We start from the raw sequence: 22,947 nt of genomic DNA, 5'->3' as shown, positions 1-22,947 counted from the left end.
TGTGTCTTGTATTGAGAATATATTTCCAGGCCTGTTTTTCATCCATAAAAATCGTACCCTTTATTCTCGCGGTTTATAATTCTTACGCAGCATTTCGAGAGTCTCTCCAGATCTTCGTCCGAAATCGTGTCACTCGAGCTGATGAATATGATATTGAATCCCGCGAGCGCTAGCTCATCAAGATAATGGTATACATTCTCCCTGACAATATTTTCTCCGTCGTAGCTACAAAAAAGACATACGGGTCTGTCGTAATCCGGCGTTACAAATCCTTCTTCACATCGTCTTACCAATGGTTTTTCGCTTATCTTCTTTCTTGTAAGCAAATAGAAGGATAAATCGCGAACATATTTGAAGTCTTTCACCAGTGCTTTGATCGGCCACTTCATCGGCCACTCGGAGGAGCGGTCGTCTGGCCGCTTCAGGGATGTTTTCATGGATCTCTGCTATAACTGCCTGTCAACAGGCGAACACTAAAAAGGAAGTAGCGACACCTTCGCCCTATCCACTCGGCAAAAAAGATTCTTCCCCCGTTCACCTCCATAATGGTCATTCCGGCACCTGCAAGATGTTAAGAAAGGTTCGCGAAGCGATACCTGGATACCTAGCGGGAGGACGCGCAAGCGGCTGCTACTTCCCACCAGAACTTTCGGCATCAGGTTCCAGGGGAAGTTGAAAACCGGCAAGTGTTTTGCGGGCTATTCGAATTATCATTTCACGATCCTCGTCACCCAAATTATCAGCTGCCATGATGCGCGTCCATACTTCGGCTGAAATATTCGCTGCCGCCCTGCGAATCGCCTGCTCGGCATCGGCCATGCGCTCTGACGGAACATTGTCAAAAAGCCTGGCGGTCAGCGCCAGCAGCATGACTGTTTGTTCAGGCACTGAAACCGGCGTGGACTCGGGCTGCTTGAGGCAGGCGCGGATGCGGCGGCCATGCTCGATAATTTTACGTGTGTCTTCATCCAGCCTCGCGCCGAACCGGGCAAAGGTTTCCAGCTCTTCAAATTGAGCGTAATCCAGTTTCAAATCACCCGCAACTGCGCGATAGACAGCGCGCTGGGCCTTGCCGCCCACACGCGAAACGGATTTGCCAGCATCGACAGCCGGCAGCACACCCAATTCGAACAGCGATGGGGAGAGGTATATCTGACCATCGGTGATGGAAATCAGGTTGGTGGGGATGTAGGCGGAAATATCCTGCGCTTCCGTCTCGACGATCGGCAGCGCGGTCAGCGAGCCCCCACCGAGCGAATCGCGCAAATGCGTCGCGCGCTCCAGCAGCCGCGAGTGAATGTAGAAAATATCGCCAGGATAGGCTTCGCGGCCTGGCGGCCGGCGCAGCAGCAGAGACAATTCCCGATATGCGCGGGCGTGGTGCGTGAGATCATCGTACACTATCAGCACATCGCGTCCCTGTTCCATGAAATACTCGGCGATACTGGTTGCGGCATAAGGCGCAATATAGGCGAGGCCGGGAGGATCGTTGCCTTCGGTTACGACAACTATTGTGTAGTGTATTGCGTCTTTTTCGTACAGGGTTGCAATCAGCTTTGCCACCCCTGACGCATGCTGACCGATAGCACAATAAACGCATAGTACATTTTCATTTCGTTGATTCAGTATCGTATCCAGGGCGATGGCGGTCTTGCCTGTCTGGCGGTCCCCCAGAATCAGCTCGCGCTGCCCACGGCCGACCGGAATAAGCGCATCAATAACCTTGATGCCGGTTTGCAAAGGCACCGTGACCGGTGCGCGGTCCATGATCGACGGAGCAGGACGCTCGATCGGCAATCGTGCTGTGGAAATAACCGGCGCTTTTCCGTCGCGCGGCCGGCCTAATGGATCGACGACCCTTCCGATCAGCCCATCCCCCACCGGTACATCCATTACATGTTCTGTCCGTTCAACTTCATCACCTGCATGCAACTGTGAGTAGTCGTCCAGCAGAATCACGCCAATGTCGTTTTCTTCGACATTGAATGCTATGCCGTACGAATCACCAGGAAATCTCAACACCTCCTCGAAGCCAACGCCAGGAAGACCGGAAACTTTTGCAATGCCGGAGGCGATGCCGGTAATAACGCCTATCTCGCGCTCTGTTATTTGCGGCGTCCAGGCTTGGCGCGCCTGCGCCATTTGTGCGAAAGCGCTGTCGAATATGCCTTGTAGATTGTTTGCTGCCATCTTCATCGGCTCTCTGGCGGAATTTCAACTGCGGATGCAGATCCAGAATCAGGTTCAGATCCGGTTTGATTTTCCAGAAGTTTCCCGATCTCCTTTTCAAGCGATGCAAGGTGATTCTCAATGCTCCACGCCACTTTGTGGCCATTGGTGACAAGCTCAATGCCGCTGACCAGTTCTGGCTCGGTCGCAAACCGGACTGAGGATTCCACTCCCAGGATTTCCTTCAGTGCAGCCGCTATTGAATTTTGCTGTTGAGCGGATAAATCAAACGCGCTGCGAACCAGAACCTCCTCCGCTACCGTTGCTGCCGTCGCTACCGTCGCTACCGTTGCTACCGTTGGCTTCGCCGTTGACGCTGCTGGCGTTGACACAGCCCTGGACTGAAACGCCGATGCCAATTGCGCCTTTTCATCATCGCCCAACTCCCGCATGCGCCTGATAAAAGCTTCTACGACATGCGCTTCGAGGGTGGTACTGGCGAGGTCGGCCAACACCTTTCGCGCAATGGCAAATACCTCCGCGCATGTCTTCCGGGTAAGCGCTTCGCTCAAGCTCCGATATTCGCGGCTCAACGCTTTCTCCCGGCTCGCGCGCAGGTTGTCGAAATCATTTTGCGCGGCGGAGAGGAGCCGCTGGCGTTCGGCTTGCGCCTCGCTCAAGGCATTGTTCAAAAGCGCGGCCCGCTGCCGGTCAAACTCATCATTCTTGTGCTGAAACTCGTTGCGCTCCTTTTCGGCCGCCATCTTTTTCGCATCGGCATCGGCCAGTTCCGCAGCGATTCGTCTCTCTCTCGCATCCAGGGCATTGAGAATGGGCTGGTAAAAGAAACGCTTCAACAACCATACCAGAACAAGAAAATTGACAGTTTGCGCAACGACAGTGAACCAGTCGATCAGCACGAATTACTTCCCCGCAGTCTCGGAAATCACGTGATTCCAGAACGGATTGGCAAAAATCAGAATCATGGAAACCACGAAACAGTAGATTGCCATGGACTCGATTATCGCCAGGCCAACGAACAATGTGCGGGTGATGGTCGCGGATGCATCCGGTTGCTGTGCCAGGGAACTCAAAGCCGTGGCAATCGCCCGCGCTTCTCCCAATGCCGGGCCGATTACGCCGATGCTGATCGTTAAACCGGCGGTGAGAATCGATACGATTGCAATCAGGGTCATGCTGTCCATAGCATCTCCTTATTCTATCTGATCCCATTTATTGAATATCAAGCGCTTGCCGGTTATCCCCTTTCAGATTCACGAGTCATTGGCTTCAGCCGCCGCCGTGCCCGACGCGGCGGCAGCGATATAAACGGTGGCAAGGATGCTGAAGATATAAGCTTGTACCATACCGGTCAGCAGACCAAGCGCGCTCATGACGATTGGAAAGAAAAATGGCGTGATGCTTAGCAGGATTGCAAGAATCATCGTTCCGCTCATCATGTTGCCAAACAGACGGACAGCCAGAGCCAGTGTACGGGAGAACTCGCCAATAATATTAAACGGAAGCATGAGGGGCGTGGGCTCTAGATAGGAACGAAGATAGCCGCCCAGCCCCTGCTCCTTTATGCCGTACAGCGGCACGGCGATAAACACGCAAATCGCCAGCGCCGTGGTAGTCGAGAGCGATCCCGTGGGCGGCTCATACCCGGGGATGACAGTGAAGAGGCTCGCCGTTGCAACAAATACAAACAGTGTGCCCACGAAACCCAGATACATTCGGGACTGGCGCAAACCCACTTCCTCGATCTGCTTCTTGATGGCACTGACGATGATTTCCAACAGGTTCTGCCAGCGGGCACGTTCCAGCCCAACGGAAAGTTTGCGGGTAACGGCCTTTGAACCGGCGGCAAGCACAAACATGAGTCCCCAGGTATAGACAATCGTGGCATTAAGCTTGATGAAGCCATATTCCCAGAAGATGATGTCGTCAGGACTAAGGTGCATGCGAGGCCTTCTATCGAGGTTGGTTCAGCTCTGTTTTTTCCATCGATGGGTCCGCGATAGGTACGGTTTTCGATAGAGGGGCGGGTAAGAGCCGTGTCGCCGCCAGTCGTGCGATGAAAAATCCGAGCAGACCTGCGAGCAGGATTTTCCAGCTGCTGCCAGACAAGTCGAGGAGTAAATAGAACCCCCACGTGACAATGCTTATGCGCAGCATCATGCTGCCAATAAACCACAGCGCTGGTCTGCGAGCTGCAACTGCGTTGCGCACGGTCCACCACAGGCCGCCGAAAAATATCACGCCCAGCAGAAAGCCTGCTGCCAGCCCCAACATCAGCGCCTGGTTCGAGATTTCGCTCATTCTTGATTCTCCCATTCGTGATTCTGCTGTTGCTTATGGGTTTCCCTATCTTCTTTGGCGATCCAGTGCCAGGCATTCAAGCATCCAATGATCAAGCCTGCAAACAGCAGCGTTAGCGTCCAGGAGTGAGTCATGGCGTAACGCTGGTCCAGCCAGACGCCGAGCGCTGCGCCCAGCAGCGTTGGCACCACCACCGACCAGCCGACCAGACCGATCATCGTCAACCCTGACCAGGCGGTCCGCCTGACATGGCGTTGCGCCTGTTTTGCCTGTAACTTGCGTGCCGCCCGAGCCCCCACCCGCCGGCTTAATTCCGGCTCATTCGTTGAATGCTTCTCTTCGGGGCGATTCTCTCCCGACGGATCACTCACGATAAAATTCCGAGAAACGGCGAATGAAACCGCTTTCCATCTTTGCCATCATCCGGCGCATGCCTTGCTCCTGCGCATCAAGATTTAAAAACTCATCCCTGACCGCCTCGCGCAATGTACCGAGATCCGCTCCTTCTATGGCATTGCGAACCGAGACCAGCACGTCCGCGCCTGTTTTTATCAGGATGCCCTCGTCGACCGCCACGTAGGCCTCGCCGGCCTTGTCCTGGCCTTCCGCCTCGAAAACGAGTATTCCCGGTATAAGCGCCGCCACACAGTCAAGCCGGTTGGGAAGAATCCCGAACGATCCTGCATCTGTCTCGGCAACAATACGAACGACGCCGGCCTTTTCGGCAAGGACCCTGAAAGGCAGAAGAATTTTAAGATTCATGAGTTGCGCTTTCCTCGGCTTGGGCTTTACCGCTGACTTGCCGAATTGTTCTTTTTTTCACCTCGTCAACCGTCCCGATCATATATAGCGCTCTTTCCGGAAGATCGTGGAATTCGTCCCGCAGGATGCGTTCACAGCCGTCCAGCGCATCCTTGAGACTTACCAGTTTTCCCTTGATGCCGGTAAACTGCTCGGTGGTAAAAAATGGCTGGGTAAGAAAACGCTCCAGCCGCCGGGCGCGGGCAACCACATTACGGTCTTCAGGCGATAACTGCTCCAGCCCGAGCATGGCGATGATATCCTTGAGTTCCGCATATTGCGCCAGCGTGCGCCGGATCTCCTGTGCAATCTGGTAATGCCGGTGACCGATAACACTCGGCGTAGCCATTTTGGAACTAGACTGCAGCGGGTCGATGGCAGGGTATAACCCCTCGCTGGCTCGCTTGCGCGAAAGCACTATAGATGCGGATAGATGCGAAAAGGTATGCACCGCCGCGGGATCGGTAAAATCATCGGCGGGAACATATACCGCCTGAATCGATGTAATGGCACCGGTATCGGTATTGGCAATGCGTTCTTCCAGCTGCGCCAGTTCCGTGCTCATCGTTGGCTGGTAGCCCAGGCGCGACGGCATCTGGCCCATTAGTCCGGATACTTCCATGCCGGCCTGGATAAAACGGAAAATATTATCTACGAGCAGCAGTACATCACGATGCTCGTCATCGCGGAAATACTCGGCCATGGTCAGCGCCGCATGGCCGACGCGAAACCGGGCGCCAGGAGGTTCATTCATCTGGCCGAACACCATTACCATGTTCTCCAGCACGCCCGCAGCCACCATGTCACGGTAGAGTTCCTCGCCTTCGCGGCAACGCTCGCCTATGCCACAAAAAATGCTTACCCCCTCGTGCTGACCGGCCACGTTGTGGATCATCTCCGTAAGCAATATAGTCTTGCCCACGCCCGCCCCGCCAAGCAGGCCCGCTTTGCCGCCGCGTTCGAGGGGCATCAGCACATCGATGACCTTGATACCCGTTTCGAAGATTTCCGCTTTCGTGGAGAGTCTCGCCAATGAAGGAGAGGCGCGATGGACTGTGCGCCATTGGACATTCTCCGGCACCGGCCCACGGTCGATGGCATTGCCGAAAACGTCAAACATTCGGGAAAGCGTTGCGCTCCCGACTGGCGCCATCAATGGTCCGCCTGTATTCCTGACGGACATGCCCCGAGCAAGACCTTGCGTCGGGGTCAGGGCAATGCCGCGCACGCCGTGGGCGTCGAGCTGGGACAAAACCTCGATAACAATCTTCTCGTCCTTCCCGGCACGCAGCAACGAGTAGATAGGGGGCACGCGAGTTTCAAACCGTATATCGACAATACCGCCGCGCACCGAAACAATCGAACCGAGTTCTGAGAAAGCCGGCGTCGTATTCATATTTTCCCGGGCAGGGCGAGGCGACAGCCTTATGAATAGCTACTCCCTGCCACTCTTGATGACTCCTTGTTATCCTTGACTGCTGCCGGTTTCAGTATAGTTCAGGAGGTATGCTATTTCCATCGGACGACAAAAAGACGTGCGAAAAGCTCTTTGATATGCACGCCGCTCGAATATTTGGCGTCTCTTCTTAAAACTCGGCGAGGTTGGCAAGCAGGCCTTCCTGTCTCCGGCTATGCGGGTGCGTCTACGGCCTTTTCGGATGGGTCAGGCAGCATGGCCTTCAATGTTTCCAGGGTGTCGGCTTCGTCGACTTTTTTGTCGTCGCGAATGCGTAGCATTCGAGGAAATCGTACGGCCACACCTGCCCTGTGGCGGGTAGACCGCGCAATCCCTTCAAACCCGATTCAAAAACCATGGTAGGCGTTACACTGAGCTGCCCCAGATCTCTTCAAGGAGGGCATACGTAGCTCAGCCTCGCCATTGTTCGAGATGGCCTCTTCTCTTCTCAAGAGGTTGTTGATATAGACTTGTTCGCCGTGCAGAGCTTAATGCTTCTTGTACAGCCCGATCAGTTCCGCATATCCGATGACATGGCCTTGCATCGCTTCCTCCAGCTTTGCCTTGGTGGGTTGATTCAGATCGGGAAGCACAGTGTCCAGCGCATAGAGTTTATGGAAATATCGATGATTGCCAATCGGCGGACAAGGGCCGCCATAGCCCGTGCGCTCCCAGTCGTTGAGCCCCTCTCGCGTTCCGGATGGAAGCTCTGTCGCCGGAATTGCCTCGGCCAAGCCGCTGGCAGTGGCCGGGATGTTGTACAAAACCCAGTGCACCCAGGTTCTCTTGGGCGCGGCAGGATCAGGCGCATCCGGGTCATCCATGATTAATGCCAGGCTTTTTGTACCTTCCGGTACATCGGTCCAGAAAAGCTCCGGTGAGGTATCGTGCCCCTGGCAAGTATGTCGTGCCGGGATCACCCCCTGGTGAGAAAACGATGAAGATGTGATGGTCATGGGCATAATGGGTTTCTCCTTATTCTGCTTTGCCTGCTTTCTTTCCTTCTGCTTCATGAGGGAGCCCGCTTCAGCCGCAACCGCCACGGACATTACAGCCGTGGCAGCCGTTCCCGCCAGCAGGCAGATGAGGCTAATGCCCAGTAGAGCAGCACCTCGCGTGCATGCAGCGGAATACGGGCGTGCTCTCATCTACCGGGCCTGTTTATCATGATATCGGAATGAGGCGTCCTTTCTCCCCGCCCAGTTTCGGCAGGTGAACGGTCAGCACGCCATTCTTGTAGTCCGCTTCCGCATGGTCGGCATCCACATTGTTCGGCAATGGAATGGCCCGCTGGAACACTCCGTAGGCGCGCTCCATGACATGGTAGGTACTATCGTTCCTGGTCCGTTCAAAACGTTTTTCGCCTCTCAAATAAAGCATATTGCCGTCGATTGTAATTTGGCAGTCTTCCTTCTCCATTCCAGGTACTTCTATCCGTACGAGAATCTCCTTGTCTGTTTCTTCCATCTCTCCCGCCAGCAGACTCCAGTTTCGAAAAGCGGGGACCGTGCCGGCTGTCTCCCGCGCCTTCTCCACCTCATCCTTGCGGTGCACGAAGTGAGTAAGCGCATCGCTACTGTGATGGGCCAGTTCACGCCAGCCCTCTGAAATATGATCCCAGGTCCGGCTAAGCCCACGGCTGATATTTGTTTTGGCGTGTTTCAAGGATTCCATCATGACCATGCTCCTTTCTCATTATTGGAAAAAATCGGATGGATGCCAGACAAGGTCAACAATAGCCTGCTGAACATTGCCATAACCAGGCGGCGGATCTCCATATGTTAATGTCATGCATCTCGACCAAAGGCGTCGGATGTGAACACCAGTCTATGCGTGACGCCGCCTCGTCTCCTTTTGCCGCTGATAACTGATCAACTTGGAAATGGCAAGCAGTTCTTCCGATAACAGTTCCAATAGGTCATCGAGCGTCAGGATACCCAGGAGCGCGCCGGTTTCGTCCACGATAGGCAAGCGCCTCACGGTCTTGCTGCGCATATACTGTATCGCTTCGAAGATGCCCACGCTTTCTTTCACTGTTACCAGCTCCTGCTCCATGATATCGCCTACCGTGATAACGGTATGGTCGAGCTCAGTCGCCATGATTTCCACCACCAGATCCCTATCGGTGACAATCCCGACAGGAACCCGGACGCCATCGCGCTCCTCAATGACGACTACGTCGCCGACATGATGCTGACGCATGAGTTTGGCCGCTTCAAGAACGGTATCGTCACGGCGTAAAAAAACCACATCGCGACTGCAAATTTCCCCGATAGGCATAGCGCCCTCCGTTTTAATTACATGTTCGATACAAAGTATTTAAGGCAACGCCATGCATGATTTTTTAATAGCTGTTAAGCCAAAATAAGCGGAATCGCATCCTGGTCGAAATGGCGTCAGCGTGTCCAGGTCACCCGCAGCAGATACTCATCAGGGTTATAGTGAAATTCGAGATCGCCTTGATAGGCGTCGTGTATTGCTTCACCAATGCCTCGCGCCAAATGGATATCCGTTGTTGTAACCAGCGTTGCGCCATCTTTTTCTTCGATTTTCATGATGCGGTTAAACGGGTGCTCGGTCTTCTCGCGTTTTTCTATGTTATTCACAAGGTGCATGATCTCGCTTCGGTGCGCATTATAGAATTCCCCGTCCAGGGTGATAAAACCAGCGGGATAATCGTCCTGGATGCGTTGGCAGGCCGCGCAGATTTGCTGATGCGCCCCGGCGGGAGCCTGAAGCCACTGCCAGCGCCCTTCCTGGAATACTGCGCCGCATTGCGGGCAAACGCTTGGCTCCGGAAGCTTTTGTCTTGCCCGATAGGCATCATGTACGCGCTCCTTGAAGAGTTTGTCATGGCGGGAAATCTGGCGGAAGCCTGGCGGAGTTGTCTGGGTGCCCATGGTAAGACTCCTTTTATGTGATCACATCTGTTTGGTTGCCCAAGATGAAGAACGCAAGATAGCGACATAGGATTCATCACCAGCGTTTGCAATAATCTGCTGCAGGGGGCTCCTCCATGCGGCACAGTACAATCTCGATGCCCGTGGCCCTGTACCTCTGCGGCTCCTCATGATCGGCTTCCCGCTAAGGTAGACCATGCCTGCCTTGTCATGCCCAGACCTTAATAATTACCGCGGGAATTGCGATGGACGGCAGCGCCCGAAGTTGCATGGGCAGGCTGGCCGTCCCCCGCCGGCAGAACGGTGAGCCCGCAGCGGTTATGCCCGCCCCCAACGAAATTGCCGGTTTATTTAACCTCGATCCGTTTGGCGGTCTTGCCTTCTTTCTTTGGCAGCGTCAGTTCCAGCGTGCCATTTTCATACTTGGCCTCGGCTTTGGTCTCGTCCACATCGCTTCCCAACGTAAAGCTCCTGTAGCTCGATCCCTGATGGCATTCGCGACAAATCACCCGCTCGCCTTCTTTTTCCTCTTTTTCCTGCTTTGTCTCGCAGTTGATGGAAACCCGGTTTCCCTCTACTTGTACCTTCACGTCTTCTTTCTTCACCCCGGGTATTTCTGCACGTACGGTATAGGCCGTATCGTTTTCGCTCAAATCAATCTTTATTGTAGGGGCCGTCTCCCCTTCCATCGAAAACGGGCGCATTCCAAAATTTCTGAACAAATCATCAAAATTAGCGAATGGGTCGAAACGGGCAATGTCACCATAAAGGGGTGAACGCCGAGCAATATTTGCCATGATGTTTTCTCCTTTGAAATATTAAAAAATTCCTGCGTCTTTATTACACTACCTCTTACCCGGACGTAAATGACTCCCGCCTGAATCTTTTTCAGCTAGAAATCAGCCTCGGGATATACGCCATCCGTTTCCATGTCGGTCTCCAGCCCATCCTGCGCTTCGTCATAACCGTATCCGGCCAAATCATAATAAATAGCACTCGAAATAATGTGATGACCTTGTATTTCAGATTCGGCTGATTCTTCGTCTATCTTTGCTGTCGTTGAAATGTCCGGCAAAGAATCCCCGGGCCGCTCAACAGAGCCGTTATTATTCGCGTCTTCCTCGATCCCGACACCAGGCTTGCTTGATGAACTTGACAAAATACGCTCCCCTTTAAAAAATTGGTCCATCCGGCTATGCAAATTGGTATTAGTCCAATTTGCTGCGCAGTTTCGCCCGGCGGGCGAATTTGCCAATTTTTAACACCTCATCAGGGGCATCTCTGTGCGCTGTCTAACATTAGCCGGGACGTCTCCATAAGAAACTGTGGGACGTCCCGGACCGCTGTTATTTGGGCTCGCAAATCCCCGGACAATCCGCTCCACCACGTTTCGGGTCGCAGTCATCGGAAGGATCGTCTATGCAGGTTTTGCCTTGAGGGCATGGGATCCCCGCAATTCCACCGCATGATTTGGGTTCGGACTTCTTGCATTCCCCTTCATGCTCGATGGATACGCCCGCCGCTGCTGCTGTGCATGCGTTCCCGTAAGTTTTGCCGTCGCAACCGCAAACGGGGCGGAATTCCCTGGTACAAATGGAGGGCTTCGTCTTGCACGTGCCTTGCGCGTCCGGCACCTTGCATTTACCGATGCCGAAATCACAAAACTGTTTGGCGTCAGGACAGGCTGTTCCCGCAATACCACCACAGACTGCCGACCCGGCATTATCGATCGGCTTGCATTGATCCGTCAGCTCCACGTTGAGGAAGGTTCCCGCCTTGGGCCGAATGTCCCGCAGCTGCTTGACAAAGGCATTAAACTGGGTGGGTGTAGCGCTAAAACCTGCTTCCGCGCACGCGCTCAATCCGCCTTCGATCGGGACCGGGCCGCCTACCCTGGGGCTATAAACAGCGAAAGTATCAACGGTGGCGGCTGTAATCGCCTTTCCGACCGACTTGCGCACCGATTTCAATGCAGCGTTGTCCAGCGCACCGCCGGTACTGCCGAGAGAGATATTCACCGCGCGGCTTGCAGGACGGTCCCCTTCACGGTCCCCTTCATTCTCGGCAAAGGCAGGTGCGCTAAGCGCAACTGCCCCGATAAGCAAAACATAAGGTAATATTTTCATTTTTTCCTCTCATCCAATAGTTAACGAGATCAAATCCACTTCCCCTCTTGTGGGCTATCGGCCTGGAGGAACGTCCTGCGGCACGATGTGTTTTTTCAGGTCCCGGGCAGCCAAGTAAAATCGAGCACAGTCTAGATAGTTTCCTCACCCCCAATGCAGGTTTTCCGCCGGCGAGCCATGGCACCCATCAGGCCGAGTCCCGCGAGAAACAGCAGGTATTGTTCGGGCTCGGGCACCGCGGTTATGGTTACATTGTGCTCGTTGTAGATCACGTCGAAGTCCACGCCGGAACCGAACCCATGTGTGCTGACAGAGGCGAATGTGGAATTTGCCAGACGTTCATCGAAAGTCGCCACTACAAAACTGTCGCCGTACACGGGAGCGTAGCCGAGGTTCCATATGGCGATTTCACCCCCCAGCGTTACGTCGTCCGTAATCTCCAGTTGGTCAAAGCTGCTCAGGCTGGCTAGCTCGAAGTTGACTACACCATCTGAAGCCTGATTCAGATCACCGTCGATGGTAAGATGACCTATGGCATCGCCGGGATTGATCGCCCCGCTGTTGGATAAGCCAAGCGTCGGCGTGATGACAGTACCATTACCTTGGACTTCCCCGGTCCTGCTGTTGACGAAAGTTGTATTACTAGCACGCGCAACCTGGAACGCTGCAGTAGCATTAACGTCGATCACGCCATCATTCGTGAATGAGTTTGCTATTTGCATCGTGCCCGCATTCACGTTGGTCGTACCGGTGTTGTTGTAGACCACCTCGATGGTGGTCAGTGTGTTGCTCTGCTTGTTGTAGGTGCCGCTATTGTTGAAAGCATTGGTGCCGCTGAAGTGATTCATCAAGGAATCGAAGTTGTTGGCATCGTTCCAGGTACCGGTGTTGTTGATCGTCCCGCCATTGAACAGGATCGCATTGTTGTTGGCCGCCGTGTTGCCGCTCCAGGTAGTATTGCTGACATTGATAATGCGCCCCTCCTCAATATCCTTCCGTTCGCTACCAGTGATGGACAGGCCGCCATCGAACTGAGTCGTAGCCGCGCCTCTGATGGTACCGCCAGTCCAGTTGGCCGGACCGGTGAACGTGTGGTTGGTACCCTGCAGATTGCCACCGCTGATGAGCACCGGCGCACTGTGCGTGCCACCATTGACATTGACGAAACTGAACGATTCCGAACCGCTGATCTTTAACGTGCCATCGCCCGAGGTGGTGACGTTGTTCAGATTGTGGGTACCCTGGTTGAAGTCCAGCGTGCTACCAGTAGCGATATTGAAATCGCCGGTATGAGTACCGTTGCCTTTGAGTTGCATCGTTCCCGCATTCACGTTGGTGGTACCGGTGTTGTTGTAGACCACCTCGATGGTGGTCAGTGTGTTGCTCTGCTTGTTGTAGGTGCCACTGTTGTTGAAAGCATTGGTGCCGCTGAAGTGATTCATCAAGGAATCGAAGTTGTTGGCATCGTTCCAGGTACCGGTGTTGTTGATCGTCCCGCCATTGAACAGGATCGCATTGTTGTTGGCCGCCGTGTTGCCGCTCCAGGTAGTATTGCTGACATTGATAATGCGCCCCTCCTCAATATCCTTCCGTTCGCTACCAGTGATGGACAGGCCGCCATCGAACTGAGTCGTAGCCGCGCCTCTGATGTCTCCGGCAGTCCAGGTACTCAAACCGCTGAGCGTGAGGTTACCTGGGCCGCTAAGAGTGCCGCCGAACAAATCGAGGCCCGTAATCCCTGCATTGAAGGACAAGGCTGAGTTGCCGCTGCTAATAATCGCCTTGTCGCCGCTGCCTGGCACACCAACAGGTGACCAGTTCGTATCGACTCCAAAGTCTCCCGTACCGCCAAACCACGTTCGATCGACAGCAAGAGCCGGCTGAATGAAGCCGGAGGCGGCCATCGCTGCCGCGATCGGCAATATCCGGAAATAGTCTCGGGTTGGCCTGATATTTTTAGCTTGATAATTTTTCTTTGTATTTTTCATCTGTATCTCCTTAAAGGATCACGGACTCCGCTATTCAAGACTTCTTTTTGTGCTGCCAGAGAGACGGCATTATTAAAAATAGATTAGATTTTTTAAAAAGCAAGGGATTGAATAGCGGGAGTAAGCAGAGGTGCATGGCTTGGAGAGGTAGGGCCAATAGTGACGCGCATTGTGCCGCAAGAAGCATGGATCTTCGTTGGGTGTTAATTTAAATGTATCGCCCTCCAGAAGGGGACGCACACAAAGCATCAATACAAAATGTATGTACGTCTGCAAACACCAACGGGTGTTATATGTGAGAAGAGCAGCTGCCCCAGAATTAGATGTCTACAAGCCCGACGGATAGGTCTCATCCATTTCGCCTGGCCTCTTATGGACGAACGCCGGCAGTGGCTGCAAGGCTTCTGTTTTATCGATATGGATCATGAAGTCGAATTGCCTTGGCAGAGAGGTGTAGAAGTAATGACTGACCCGCTCCGTTTCAGGCCGGTAGATTACGCCGATCGCCCGCTGCAGCCGTTTCTCTCTTAGCATATCGACCGCTTCGCTTCCGGTCCGCAGGTCGAAAAAGAAATGTTTCTTTTCGAGCTGCGAAAAAATTTCTTCGTAACTGTCGGGCAATGGGTCGCGAATAGTTTTCGTTTCGGCTGGTCCGTCCCAATCCGTAGCCGCGGTCACCCTTCCGCAGCTGGTCGAAAATCCGATGCGAAGTGATTTATGGGCATAACTTTCACTGACCAACTGGCCGATATTGACTTCGCCGCGCTGTCCCATATCAGTTGCCGCAGCATTGCCCAGATGGGAATTGTGCGCCCAAACAATGATTCGCGCTTCGCGTCCCAACCGGGATTCCAGATGACTGGCAAGTTTTTCGAGCGTTTCGAACATATGCCTGTCTCTCAGATTCCAGGTGCTGGGCCGGCCCCTGAACATGGCACGGTAATATTCCTCGGCATTTTTTACTAGTTCGGCATTCTGCTGCGCGGAGAAATATTCGTTTCCGGCAAAGACACCGTCCTTTTCAAGATAGAGCCGCGCCTTGCGTTGCAGTTGCATGAGCTGTGTGATGACTTCCTGTTCGCATGAATCCCACCTGCCCGAGGCAATGGCATAACCATACGCCTGGGGATTGCTGATGAACTGGCCAAAGCAGCCATAGCGTGCCCGTGCGGCAGCGGCTTCTTGCGGATCGACTTTGTCCAGATACGCGAGCACCGCCTCCATGGAGGTTGTCATGCTGTACAAGTCAAGGCCGTAGAATCCGACCGATTCCTGCTGACCCTTATATTTCCTCGCTTCTTCGTTGTAATTTCGCAGCCATGTAACAAAGTCGAGGACTACGGTATTACGCCACATCCATGTGGGAAACCGTTCAAAGTTGGACAAGGCAGCATCGGCGTTCGTATCCTCCGATCGGCCCGATACATAGCGATTAACCCTGTAGGCGTCGGGCCAGTCGGCTTCAACCGCGACAGCGTCGAATCCTTCTTCCACGATGAGGTGCTGGGTCATTTCAGCGCGAAGCCGGTAAAACTCAGCGGTGCCATGGGTGGCTTCGCCGATCAGGATGAACTTCTTTCCTTTTACGTGCTCGCGCAGTGTGTATATTAACCCTTCATGATCAGCGCCGGCTTCCAGCAACGGCTGCGCATGCTTTTCCAGCGCATCGATCAGATGATGGCGGGAGTCTAGATCAGGCATATTCGAACCTCTTCGCTTTTGGGCGGAAATCCGGTTTCAGTAAATTTCCAGAAGCTTTCCATTTCTCATTCCGTACCTGCACGGCCATTTACATCCATGATGCACGGATTTTACTTTGCTGTGGCGGCCGGGCCGAGGAGCGCCAGCACTTCCTCATCCGAGGTCTGCGAAAAATCGCTATACCATTGTCCTACGCCGTAAAAAGGTTCGGGTGTAAACAGGCACACAAGCTCATCCGCCTCCTTCTGAACCTTGCTGCAGGTTGACGCGGCGCCCACCGGCACAGCGGCAATAATCCGTTTGGCGCCCATGTGGCGGAGCGACGCGATCGCAGCGCGCATGGTCGCACCGGTGGCAAGACCGTCATCGATAATAATGATGGTTTTTCCCTCGATATCGGGCGGCGGCCTGCCTTGACGGTAATGCCTGTTGCGTCTTTCCAGTTCCTTCTGTTCCCTCGCGACGGCAGCATCAATGGCGGCTTGATCAATATTCAGGATGTTGATGATTTCCTGATTGAGAATGCGAGTATCTTTCCCCGCCATTGCACCCATCGCCAGTTCTTCCTGGCCAGGCACGCCAAGCTTGCGGACAAGCCATAGGTCCATCGGCGCAGCTAGCATCTTTGCGACTTCATAAGCTACCGGCACGCCGCCGCGGGGAAGCGCCAGAACGAGGACATCGGTTCTACCGGCATAGGCGGACAATGCTTCAGCAAGCATCTTTCCGGCTTCCGCCCTGTCTGCAAAATAGTGACCGGCGCTTCCCATTAAATAACCTTTTCTTTTTTTCGGGCTAATCCGAATTCCCCTGAAACCACTCCGCTGCCAGAAGCGCGGCCGCCTCCAGGGTGCCAGGCTCCTCAAATAAATGGGTCGCATTCGGCACGATTTCCAGTTTGGATTGGACGTTAAGCCTGGCGAGCGCTGATTTGTTCAGATCGAGAACTTGAGGATCGTTTTCCCCTACGATAAGAAGCACGGGCGCGAGAACGTCCGGCAAGTAATCCCCTGCCAGATCGGGCCGCCCACCTCTTGAAACAACGGCCATGACGTTTTCCGGCCGCCGGGCTGCGGCAATCAGTGCGGCGCCAGCGCCTGTGCTCGCACCAAACCAGCCTATTTTCAAATGTTTTGTTCGGGGTTCACCTTGCAGCCATTCCGCGATGTGTATCAGTCTCTCAGCCAGCATGGGAATATCGAAGCGCAGATGCCTTGTCCGCATATCGACAACTTCTTCCTCTTCCGTCAAAAGATCGGCGAGCAGTGTTGCGAACCGGTACCCGTTCAGCGTTTCCGCGACGTAACGATTGCGGGTGCTATGTCGTCCGCTGCCGCTGCCATGAGCGAAAGCGACAATAGCTTTCGCCTCTGCCGGTATGGTCAGGTCTGCGCTCAACAGCACATCCCCTGCCGGGATTCTAACGGGCGTCGTTTCAGGGTTACCGCTATGTAAGGGTTTAATCATAATATGTCTCACAGAATTCTATGCGTCAGTGCGCAAGTGCGTCAGGCGCCTGCTATAACATCTATCGGAAATTATTCAATTTTGGGCGTATCCCGGCAGCTTATGTATGAAAAATCGCGAATGCAGTCTCCAAACCTCCAACTATTTTTGTCACTCGTTGATGTTGTTTCCGTGCGCTGCCGAACATAGGCGGAAGGAGACTTTCCTCTATGATCCTGGAACGGCAAATATTGGTGGGAAGTCAGGGAATCAGGGACAAAGGAGAAAATACCAATGAAAACGATCTATCGGATTTATCCAGCAATAGGTGTTGCGCGGATAGGAAACAGTGAGACTGATTATTTCCTGGGCCCGGAATCCCCGAGAGTTGTTCCCGAAGGACCATATCGCGATACTTCAGGAAAAATAAAGCCGCAAGGAGTTCGCTTCCGGATTTATAAATTTATTCGCGATGACTTCGGCAAAGAAACGTTCGACAGCGAGCTTGTCATGGATGAAAAGACGAAAATCAGGTGGAGCGTGCACCTCGTCAACAGGAAAGCAGCGGGAGGGAATTTCCCTCCGGGAGGACCGTCTTCTTCGCCCAGAAACGCCGAGTACGATAGGGCAGGATTAATCCTGGATGCCTCATTACAATCCATATCCGGGAAGAACCAAACCCTGGGGGCGCTAAGCGGTGAAATCAATTTTATAAGGAACGGCAACGTTGAAGGCAGTGCGAAGGTTGAGCTTGGACGGCTTCTCACCGACGGAGAAGGGCGGCTCATTGTCGTTGGCGGGCCGGGTAAATCGGCCTCGCCCATTGGTCGAGGTCTGGATAATTTTGCAAATAATGATGGTTGGTACGACGGAGTCGCCGATGGGCCGGTAAATGCTGTCGTCGAGGTCGAGGGAGAAACACCCAGCAGTGCGGAAGGTGGCGCCTGGGTTGTTATCGCTCCGCCATCGTATGCGCCCGGCATCGAAAACGTAACGACCTGGTATGATCAGGCGGTGAATGTCGCCACGAGAAATTTCTCCCCGCGCCACATAAAAGATGTGCCGTCCTTTACGCGGGACATCTACCCGATTCTGAAGCGGGTTGTCATGATTCATTGGGTGGTCGAGCAACGAAACCGCCATCACGGCGATGCTGGAAATTTTCTTAATCCCGAGCGGCTGAGCAAACTGGCGGACAAGACCGAGAGTGGAAGATCCGCACGTGAAGCGGTTTTGACGTGGCTGATGAAACCCAATACCCCTGTCGATCCCAATACCCCCCCACGTCAAACTCCGCCCAGCATGCCAAAAGTGAATAGTGGCGTGGATCCGGATAACCCTGAGCGTGGCGAGTACACCGCATTGACGGAGTTCCAGTACACCATGATGGAAAAATGGGCGCAGGGGGATTTCCGTGCCGACTGGACGGCCGAGCCCGAGCCCGTCCCTTTCAATGCTCTACCCCTGGATCAGCAGCCCGAGGCTTTGACACGGGCCGCGCTGGAAGGCTGTATAGGCGCGCCCTTCTTTCCAGGCATCGAGGTAACGTATGTCATCGCCCAGGCGGCAACCTATGAATCTCCGTTCCGGATCAAACATACCCTGCCCCCTGGTTTTCTGACGGAGCGCATGGCATTGCCCTGGCAGGCCGACTTTCTGGCTTGTGGCGAACTTTGGTGGCCTGCGCAACGTCCCGTCGATATCGTCACCGCCTCGGGAGAGATTCAGCCGTTCTCGCGAGGCATAGAAGACTATGGCGACATGGTCCGGTGGTGGACCGAACTTGGCTTCATCGTGAAGAAGGACGATAAATTCGTTGAGGACGAGCGTAATCCGATAGCGGGCCAGGCCTGATCGTCTGGCGGATCGACATCAGCCTTCAACCTTCAGCTTTGTGAGCCCTGCGGCTGTTTGAAAACGGAGGGATCGAGCTGGTATCTCTGAAGCAGCTTGTAGAACTCCGTGCGATTACGTTTGGACAGGCGTGCTGCCTGTGTTACGTTGCCGCCGGTTATCTTCAGCACGCGCACCAGATAATCTCTTTCGAAACTTTTACGCGCGTCCTCGAAAGAGACGAGCTGCTCCTCTTCCCGGTGCATGGCGTCATAAACCAGTACGGGTGATATGAGCGGAGCCGTGCTCAAGGCGACACATCTCTCGATGACGTTCATCAGTTGTCTCACGTTACCCGGCCAGGACGCACTAACCAGCATTTCCATGGCTTCGGGGGAAAATCCATTGATATTTTTCTGATACTTATCCGAAAACATGCTGAGGAAATAATTTGTCAGCAAGGGAATATCCTCGCGCCGCTGGGACAAAACCGGAATGGTCAACGCCACCACATCCAGTCTGTAGTAAAGGTCTTCCCGAAACGCGCCGGCAGCGATTTCTGCCTTGAGATCACGGTGAGTTGCGGAAATAATGCGAACATCCGCGGGAATCGACTGAGTGGATCCAACCGGGCGCACTTGTCTTTCCTGCAGAACACGCAATAACTTGACCTGGAGCAAAAGCGGCATATCGCCAATTTCATCGAGAAACAGCGTCCCGCCCTCGGCCAGCTGAAATAATCCCTTGTGATCGCGTACAGCGCCCGTGAACGCGCCTTTGACGTGTCCAAACAGCTCGGATTCCAGCAGTTGTTCAGGAATTGCCGCGCAGTTTATCGCCACAAACGGATGATGACGGCGCTTCGAAGCCTCATGTATGGCATGAGCGAATAATTCCTTGCCTACACCGCTTTCCCCGTAAATCAGTACGCTTGCATCCCCTTCGGCTACCAGCCCGGCCTTGGTGAGCAGATCCTCCATGATGGCGCTCTGGGTAATGATATTTTTACGCCAGGAGGCCTGCGATATCTCGACCTGCGATACGGCCCCGGGGACAAACCTGAGAGCCTGGCTGATATTTGCCAGCAGTGTCTTGCTATCGAACGGTTTGGCCAGATAACCGAATACACCTCGCTGGACCGCTGCAACCGCGTCGGGAATGGTGCCGTGCGCCGTTAGAATGATTACCGGCAATGTCGGTAGGGCGCGATGGATGTGTTCGAACAGCGCCATGCCATCCATACCGCTCATCTGCATATCGCTGATGACCAGTTGCGGGCGCGACACATCCAGATAATTCAGCGCTGCCTCTGCACTTTGCACAGCCTCCACCTTGTAGCCGGCGGCTGTCAGCCTGATGACGAGTAATTCAAGCAGATCTGTATCGTCGTCGACAATGAGTATTCTTGGCTTGGAATCGGACATATTTATTTGAATTTATAGTTCTCTGAGAATGAGATTCTTTTCCATGCTTTTTATGGCGTCAATTTGACTTTTTAGTGTCTCTACACGTTTTTGCTCATCCTTCAATTTCTGCGACAACTCTTCCACGTTATGATGCAGTCGCTGTTGGTCCGCAAGAAGAGCCGCGAGCAGGTTCCGGAAACTTTGCAAATTGGTTGTCGGCTGCGCCTCCCGCGGCCACTCGTTGAGCAGGTGCAGCGCCGAGTTTATATCGCGAAAGGAAGTATTGGGCAGGATGAGAAGTAATACCAGTCGGGCTCGATTTGCGTCGCTTTTGTTCCCTACGAATTTCTGTTTTACCGTTTCGTACACCTGACCGAGTTCTGGCGCCGGCAGTTTACGTATGGACTCGTAGAACTCCATCATATCATCCATCTGACCAGTTACAACCACATCGGCCGATGGTGGCGCCACAGTGGGCTGAATTCCCGGAATGATTGAGCACGCCGTCAGCAGCGTCAACATCATTGCCGGCAGAATCCGCAATTTTCGACCCCCGCTACTCATGGGAGCCCTCCGGATCGCAAACAGGTATGGTGAGACGGAAATGGGCGCCAACACCGACCTGCGGTACAAGCACGATATTACCCCCGTGCGCCAACGCATACTCGCGCGCAATGGATAGGCCGAGCCCGGTGCCTCTGACATGACTGTCAAGGACCCGCCGCCCCTGGTAAAACGGTTCAAATACTTTCTCCCGATCCGCCTCGTCGACACCCAGGCCTGCATCCACAATATCCAGTTGAACCACCTCGGCCGTCTTGCTTGTCCAGATTCGGATACAACCGCCGGGAGGAGAGAATTTCACAGCATTCGATAGCAGGTTATCCACGATTACCTTGATTTTTTGTTCGTCGCAGTCAATTATCAATTCCGGGCAAGATAAATCAATTCTCAAGCCTTTGCTCATGATTATAAGATTCTGGTCTTGTAGTACCGCCTCCAGAATTTTTGTCAGATTCACCTCATTTTTCACCAGTGCGGCTTTCTCGGCCTGGAGAGCGCTATAGCTCAACAAATCCTCGATGCGCCGCTGCAGTTGCACGCTATTGCTGTGGAGGATTCTTGCAATACGCTGTTGTTCTTCGGTCAATTCCCCGGCCACGCCTTCCACAAGCAAATCCGCACCTTCGCGCATTGCCGTGAGGGGCGTCTTGAGTTCATGAGAAACATGCTGCAAAAACCGCGTTTTCTGCTCTTCGAGCTTCAGCAGGCGGCGGCGCATCCAGTCAAGGCGTTCGCCGAAATACACCAGATCCTGGGGACCATCCACCCGTATCGGCTTATACAGTTCACCTTGCCCCATGTTGCGGATGGCCTCGTCAATCTGACGAATCGGGCGTGCAATCCGCACTGAAAAAAAGAACGCGAGCAAAATTGCAAAAGGGATCAGAGCAAGCAGTTGCCATCCGACGGTAAAGCGCGCGTACCCTGCCATGTCCTGCATTTCATCCACCTCGCGCTCGATTAACGTATAACCGACCGAAAAAAAGGTTCGCGCTGAATCCCTCAGCAGCGCGAAGCTGCCAATCAGATCGCGCAATTGTTCCGGCGATTCCCTTACAGCCGATATTTTCTCGAAAATCGAAGCTTCCGAGGATTGCAGTTGCGTCAGCAATTCCTTCTGTTCAGTATGCAATGAAAGTTCGGAAAGGCTTGCCGCCATGCCCTCGAATTTGGTATGCGCACGAAAATAATTTTCGAGCAGAGAGGTATCGCCAAGAATATGGGTTTGCCGCACAGCGCGCTCCATGGTCGCAATCTCATCAGCCAGAGCTCGGCTGCTGTGGGCGATTTGCGCGGCCTGATACACGGCCTTCCGGCTCTGATCCGCCAACCGGTCAATGGAAAACGCGCTGTTGATAAGTGCGATGATGAGCGGCAAACCTACAAGCGCAAACCCGAGCAGGATCAATTTGAGGAAAGACTTGGGATCGCGCCGCAACCGTGAAAAAGAACTTCCGCCAGCTCCGCTGTCCTGCCTGACGGTGTCTCCGCGAGCAATCATTTCTTTCCTTCGGATATGTTCCAAAACGGGAGCAATTCTAATTCTATTCGCGTCGCTGGCCTCACACTCACGTTGACTATCATGTTTGGAAAATTTTGAAATCCGGGGTAATAAAGTAATAAAACTCCGCTGGAGAGCCGCGGGAAATATCGCCGCACAAACTTGATCTGCTTATTTGACCCGCTTACCTGATCCTTTCGTGGAAGCGCGCCTGCCCCTAAACCCCTGCCCCTGATTCTAGTTTCTTGCCGGTGAAGCAATGTAGGGCTTGCAATAATGCTTGGAAGGAAATTCCTTGTTTCGGCGCGAGTTCATCACAACATCACCACCATTTCTTACGCATTCCGTGATTGACTTATTCAGACTTGCATAATGCTCATTCGGCTCGGTATTTTTGGAAACGGCAGGTACTTTCTCCCTGATTTTAAGACATGTAGCAGGCTCGTCTGGGGTGGGCGGGATGTTTTCCATGGGCGGCAATGAACACAACTTGCAGGGATTCCCGGGACACAAACATCCGGCGCATTCTGCCTGCGCAACAGTAGCGGAGGCGCCCAGCATGATAGCAAGAACAATTGGAGTAATTAACCTTAAAATCGCGGTCGTTATCGTATTCACAGTCATTCCTTTTCTTATCTGATTTCCATATCGCTTCGACTCCCCGCCGCTCGTTGCCCGCAGCCCGGTGAGAGTTTAATACTTGCGGGTAACTGTTTCAAATATTTGAAATAGTG

General features: G+C 53.6%; 24 protein-coding genes. 1 reads left to right on the top strand and 23 read right to left on the bottom strand.

The window, feature by feature from the left end; translation table 11 throughout:
- Nucleotides 1-38: 38 nt before the first annotated feature.
- From BMX66_RS15865 to BMX66_RS00415, 20 genes are all read right to left on the bottom strand, one after another.
- Entirely contained in the window at nucleotides 39-437 is a 399-nt protein-coding gene (locus tag BMX66_RS15865) for a hypothetical protein (protein WP_255398728.1), read from the bottom strand.
- A 193-nt stretch (nucleotides 438-630) separates the two neighbouring features.
- Nucleotides 631-2,190, bottom strand: coding sequence for an alternate F1F0 ATPase, F1 subunit alpha (locus tag BMX66_RS00510; RefSeq protein WP_090879600.1), 1,560 nt, complete (start codon nucleotides 2,188-2,190; stop codon nucleotides 631-633).
- 2 nt (nucleotides 2,191-2,192) lie between these two features.
- Complete coding sequence (locus BMX66_RS00505; protein WP_090877349.1) at nucleotides 2,193-3,089, bottom strand: F0F1 ATP synthase subunit delta; 897 nt, start codon at nucleotides 3,087-3,089, stop codon at nucleotides 2,193-2,195.
- Nucleotides 3,090-3,092: 3 nt separating this feature from the next.
- The gene (locus BMX66_RS00500; RefSeq protein ID WP_090877347.1) at nucleotides 3,093-3,374 is read right to left on the bottom strand and encodes a F0F1 ATP synthase subunit C; all 282 of its coding nucleotides are present in this window, start codon (nucleotides 3,372-3,374) and stop codon (nucleotides 3,093-3,095) included.
- A 69-nt stretch (nucleotides 3,375-3,443) separates the two neighbouring features.
- Entirely contained in the window at nucleotides 3,444-4,133 is a 690-nt protein-coding gene (locus tag BMX66_RS00495) for a F0F1 ATP synthase subunit A (RefSeq protein ID WP_090877344.1), read from the bottom strand.
- Between the two features lie 10 nt (nucleotides 4,134-4,143).
- Nucleotides 4,144-4,491, bottom strand: coding sequence for an ATP synthase subunit I (locus BMX66_RS00490; RefSeq protein WP_090877343.1), 348 nt, complete (start codon nucleotides 4,489-4,491; stop codon nucleotides 4,144-4,146).
- On the bottom strand, nucleotides 4,488-4,862 hold the full coding sequence (locus tag BMX66_RS00485) for an AtpZ/AtpI family protein (RefSeq protein WP_090877341.1): 375 nt from the start codon (nucleotides 4,860-4,862) through the stop codon (nucleotides 4,488-4,490). Before BMX66_RS00485 ends, BMX66_RS00490 begins: the two co-directional genes overlap by 4 nt.
- On the bottom strand, nucleotides 4,855-5,253 hold the full coding sequence (locus BMX66_RS00480) for a F0F1 ATP synthase subunit epsilon (protein ID WP_090877339.1): 399 nt from the start codon (nucleotides 5,251-5,253) through the stop codon (nucleotides 4,855-4,857). The genes BMX66_RS00485 and BMX66_RS00480 overlap by 8 nt, the downstream gene beginning before the upstream one ends.
- The gene (gene atpD, locus BMX66_RS00475) at nucleotides 5,243-6,688 is read right to left on the bottom strand and encodes a F0F1 ATP synthase subunit beta (RefSeq protein WP_090877337.1); all 1,446 of its coding nucleotides are present in this window, start codon (nucleotides 6,686-6,688) and stop codon (nucleotides 5,243-5,245) included. The genes BMX66_RS00480 and atpD overlap by 11 nt, the downstream gene beginning before the upstream one ends.
- Before the next feature lie 548 nt (nucleotides 6,689-7,236).
- Entirely contained in the window at nucleotides 7,237-7,710 is a 474-nt protein-coding gene (locus tag BMX66_RS00465; protein WP_090879597.1) for a YbhB/YbcL family Raf kinase inhibitor-like protein, read from the bottom strand.
- 202 nt (nucleotides 7,711-7,912) lie between these two features.
- Nucleotides 7,913-8,425, bottom strand: coding sequence for an Hsp20/alpha crystallin family protein (locus BMX66_RS00460; protein WP_090879593.1), 513 nt, complete (start codon nucleotides 8,423-8,425; stop codon nucleotides 7,913-7,915).
- A 150-nt stretch (nucleotides 8,426-8,575) separates the two neighbouring features.
- Nucleotides 8,576-9,028: a CBS domain-containing protein gene (locus tag BMX66_RS00455; protein ID WP_090877335.1), complete on the bottom strand. Its 453-nt coding sequence runs from the start codon at nucleotides 9,026-9,028 to the stop codon at nucleotides 8,576-8,578.
- A gap of 116 nt (nucleotides 9,029-9,144) precedes the next feature.
- Nucleotides 9,145-9,648 carry a BCAM0308 family protein gene (locus BMX66_RS00450; RefSeq protein WP_090877333.1) on the bottom strand — a complete coding sequence of 168 codons (504 nt, stop codon included), beginning with the start codon at nucleotides 9,646-9,648 and terminating at the stop codon, nucleotides 9,145-9,147.
- 347 nt (nucleotides 9,649-9,995) lie between these two features.
- Entirely contained in the window at nucleotides 9,996-10,445 is a 450-nt protein-coding gene (locus BMX66_RS00445) for an Hsp20/alpha crystallin family protein (protein WP_090877331.1), read from the bottom strand.
- Between the two features lie 95 nt (nucleotides 10,446-10,540).
- On the bottom strand, nucleotides 10,541-10,807 hold the full coding sequence (locus BMX66_RS00440) for a hypothetical protein (protein WP_143058169.1): 267 nt from the start codon (nucleotides 10,805-10,807) through the stop codon (nucleotides 10,541-10,543).
- Nucleotides 10,808-10,994: 187 nt separating this feature from the next.
- Entirely contained in the window at nucleotides 10,995-11,774 is a 780-nt protein-coding gene (locus BMX66_RS00435) for a Kazal-type serine protease inhibitor family protein (protein WP_090877327.1), read from the bottom strand.
- Nucleotides 11,775-11,905: 131 nt separating this feature from the next.
- Entirely contained in the window at nucleotides 11,906-13,762 is a 1,857-nt protein-coding gene (locus BMX66_RS00430) for a beta strand repeat-containing protein (protein ID WP_090877325.1), read from the bottom strand.
- 327 nt (nucleotides 13,763-14,089) lie between these two features.
- On the bottom strand, nucleotides 14,090-15,463 hold the full coding sequence (locus BMX66_RS00425) for an erythromycin esterase family protein (RefSeq protein ID WP_090877321.1): 1,374 nt from the start codon (nucleotides 15,461-15,463) through the stop codon (nucleotides 14,090-14,092).
- A gap of 110 nt (nucleotides 15,464-15,573) precedes the next feature.
- On the bottom strand, nucleotides 15,574-16,233 hold the full coding sequence (locus tag BMX66_RS00420; protein WP_090877319.1) for a phosphoribosyltransferase: 660 nt from the start codon (nucleotides 16,231-16,233) through the stop codon (nucleotides 15,574-15,576).
- 25 nt (nucleotides 16,234-16,258) lie between these two features.
- A complete protein-coding gene (locus tag BMX66_RS00415; protein ID WP_090877317.1) occupies nucleotides 16,259-16,930 on the bottom strand; it encodes a dienelactone hydrolase family protein in 672 nt (223 codons plus the stop codon).
- A 273-nt stretch (nucleotides 16,931-17,203) separates the two neighbouring features.
- Here BMX66_RS00415 and BMX66_RS00410 point away from each other — a divergent pair, with 273 nt between their 5' ends.
- Nucleotides 17,204-18,763 carry a LodA/GoxA family CTQ-dependent oxidase gene (locus BMX66_RS00410; protein WP_090877315.1) on the top strand — a complete coding sequence of 520 codons (1,560 nt, stop codon included), beginning with the start codon at nucleotides 17,204-17,206 and terminating at the stop codon, nucleotides 18,761-18,763.
- A gap of 32 nt (nucleotides 18,764-18,795) precedes the next feature.
- Here the strand turns inward: BMX66_RS00410 and BMX66_RS00405 are convergent, their stop codons facing one another.
- From BMX66_RS00405 to BMX66_RS00395, 3 genes are read right to left on the bottom strand one after another with little or no spacing between them, the layout of a single operon-like run.
- On the bottom strand, nucleotides 18,796-20,166 hold the full coding sequence (locus BMX66_RS00405) for a sigma 54-interacting transcriptional regulator (RefSeq protein WP_090877313.1): 1,371 nt from the start codon (nucleotides 20,164-20,166) through the stop codon (nucleotides 18,796-18,798).
- A gap of 12 nt (nucleotides 20,167-20,178) precedes the next feature.
- On the bottom strand, nucleotides 20,179-20,712 hold the full coding sequence (locus BMX66_RS00400; RefSeq protein ID WP_090877311.1) for a dihydrolipoamide acyltransferase: 534 nt from the start codon (nucleotides 20,710-20,712) through the stop codon (nucleotides 20,179-20,181).
- Entirely contained in the window at nucleotides 20,705-22,213 is a 1,509-nt protein-coding gene (locus BMX66_RS00395) for a HAMP domain-containing sensor histidine kinase (protein ID WP_090877309.1), read from the bottom strand. The genes BMX66_RS00400 and BMX66_RS00395 overlap by 8 nt, the downstream gene beginning before the upstream one ends.
- Between the last annotated feature and the right edge of the window lie 734 nt (nucleotides 22,214-22,947).

It is taken from the genome of Nitrosovibrio sp. Nv6 (genome assembly GCF_900110495.1).
Lineage (GTDB): Bacteria > Pseudomonadota > Gammaproteobacteria > Burkholderiales > Nitrosomonadaceae > Nitrosospira.
Note: the sequence above shows the minus strand (reverse complement) of the source record. Positions and strands in the feature narration are given on the sequence as shown.

Coding starts and splice junctions, on each gene's coding strand:
- BMX66_RS15865 (WP_255398728.1), bottom strand. CDS start 437: ATGAAAACATCCCTGAAGCGGCCAGACGACCGCTCCTCCGAGTGGCCG.
- BMX66_RS00510 (WP_090879600.1), bottom strand. CDS start 2,190: ATGGCAGCAAACAATCTACAAGGCATATTCGACAGCGCTTTCGCACAA.
- BMX66_RS00500 (WP_090877347.1), bottom strand. CDS start 3,374: ATGGACAGCATGACCCTGATTGCAATCGTATCGATTCTCACCGCCGGT.
- BMX66_RS00495 (WP_090877344.1), bottom strand. CDS start 4,133: ATGCACCTTAGTCCTGACGACATCATCTTCTGGGAATATGGCTTCATC.
- BMX66_RS00490 (WP_090877343.1), bottom strand. CDS start 4,491: ATGAGCGAAATCTCGAACCAGGCGCTGATGTTGGGGCTGGCAGCAGGC.
- BMX66_RS00480 (WP_090877339.1), bottom strand. CDS start 5,253: ATGAATCTTAAAATTCTTCTGCCTTTCAGGGTCCTTGCCGAAAAGGCC.
- atpD (WP_090877337.1), bottom strand. CDS start 6,688: ATGAATACGACGCCGGCTTTCTCAGAACTCGGTTCGATTGTTTCGGTG.
- BMX66_RS00465 (WP_090879597.1), bottom strand. CDS start 7,710: ATGCCCATGACCATCACATCTTCATCGTTTTCTCACCAGGGGGTGATC.
- BMX66_RS00460 (WP_090879593.1), bottom strand. CDS start 8,425: ATGATGGAATCCTTGAAACACGCCAAAACAAATATCAGCCGTGGGCTT.
- BMX66_RS00455 (WP_090877335.1), bottom strand. CDS start 9,028: ATGCCTATCGGGGAAATTTGCAGTCGCGATGTGGTTTTTTTACGCCGT.
- BMX66_RS00450 (WP_090877333.1), bottom strand. CDS start 9,648: ATGGGCACCCAGACAACTCCGCCAGGCTTCCGCCAGATTTCCCGCCAT.
- BMX66_RS00445 (WP_090877331.1), bottom strand. CDS start 10,445: ATGGCAAATATTGCTCGGCGTTCACCCCTTTATGGTGACATTGCCCGT.
- BMX66_RS00435 (WP_090877327.1), bottom strand. CDS start 11,774: ATGAAAATATTACCTTATGTTTTGCTTATCGGGGCAGTTGCGCTTAGC.
- BMX66_RS00430 (WP_090877325.1), bottom strand. CDS start 13,762: ATGAAAAATACAAAGAAAAATTATCAAGCTAAAAATATCAGGCCAACC.
- BMX66_RS00425 (WP_090877321.1), bottom strand. CDS start 15,463: ATGCCTGATCTAGACTCCCGCCATCATCTGATCGATGCGCTGGAAAAG.
- BMX66_RS00420 (WP_090877319.1), bottom strand. CDS start 16,233: ATGGGAAGCGCCGGTCACTATTTTGCAGACAGGGCGGAAGCCGGAAAG.
- BMX66_RS00415 (WP_090877317.1), bottom strand. CDS start 16,930: ATGATTAAACCCTTACATAGCGGTAACCCTGAAACGACGCCCGTTAGA.
- BMX66_RS00410 (WP_090877315.1), top strand. CDS start 17,204: ATGAAAACGATCTATCGGATTTATCCAGCAATAGGTGTTGCGCGGATA.
- BMX66_RS00405 (WP_090877313.1), bottom strand. CDS start 20,166: ATGTCCGATTCCAAGCCAAGAATACTCATTGTCGACGACGATACAGAT.
- BMX66_RS00400 (WP_090877311.1), bottom strand. CDS start 20,712: ATGAGTAGCGGGGGTCGAAAATTGCGGATTCTGCCGGCAATGATGTTG.
- BMX66_RS00395 (WP_090877309.1), bottom strand. CDS start 22,213: ATGATTGCTCGCGGAGACACCGTCAGGCAGGACAGCGGAGCTGGCGGA.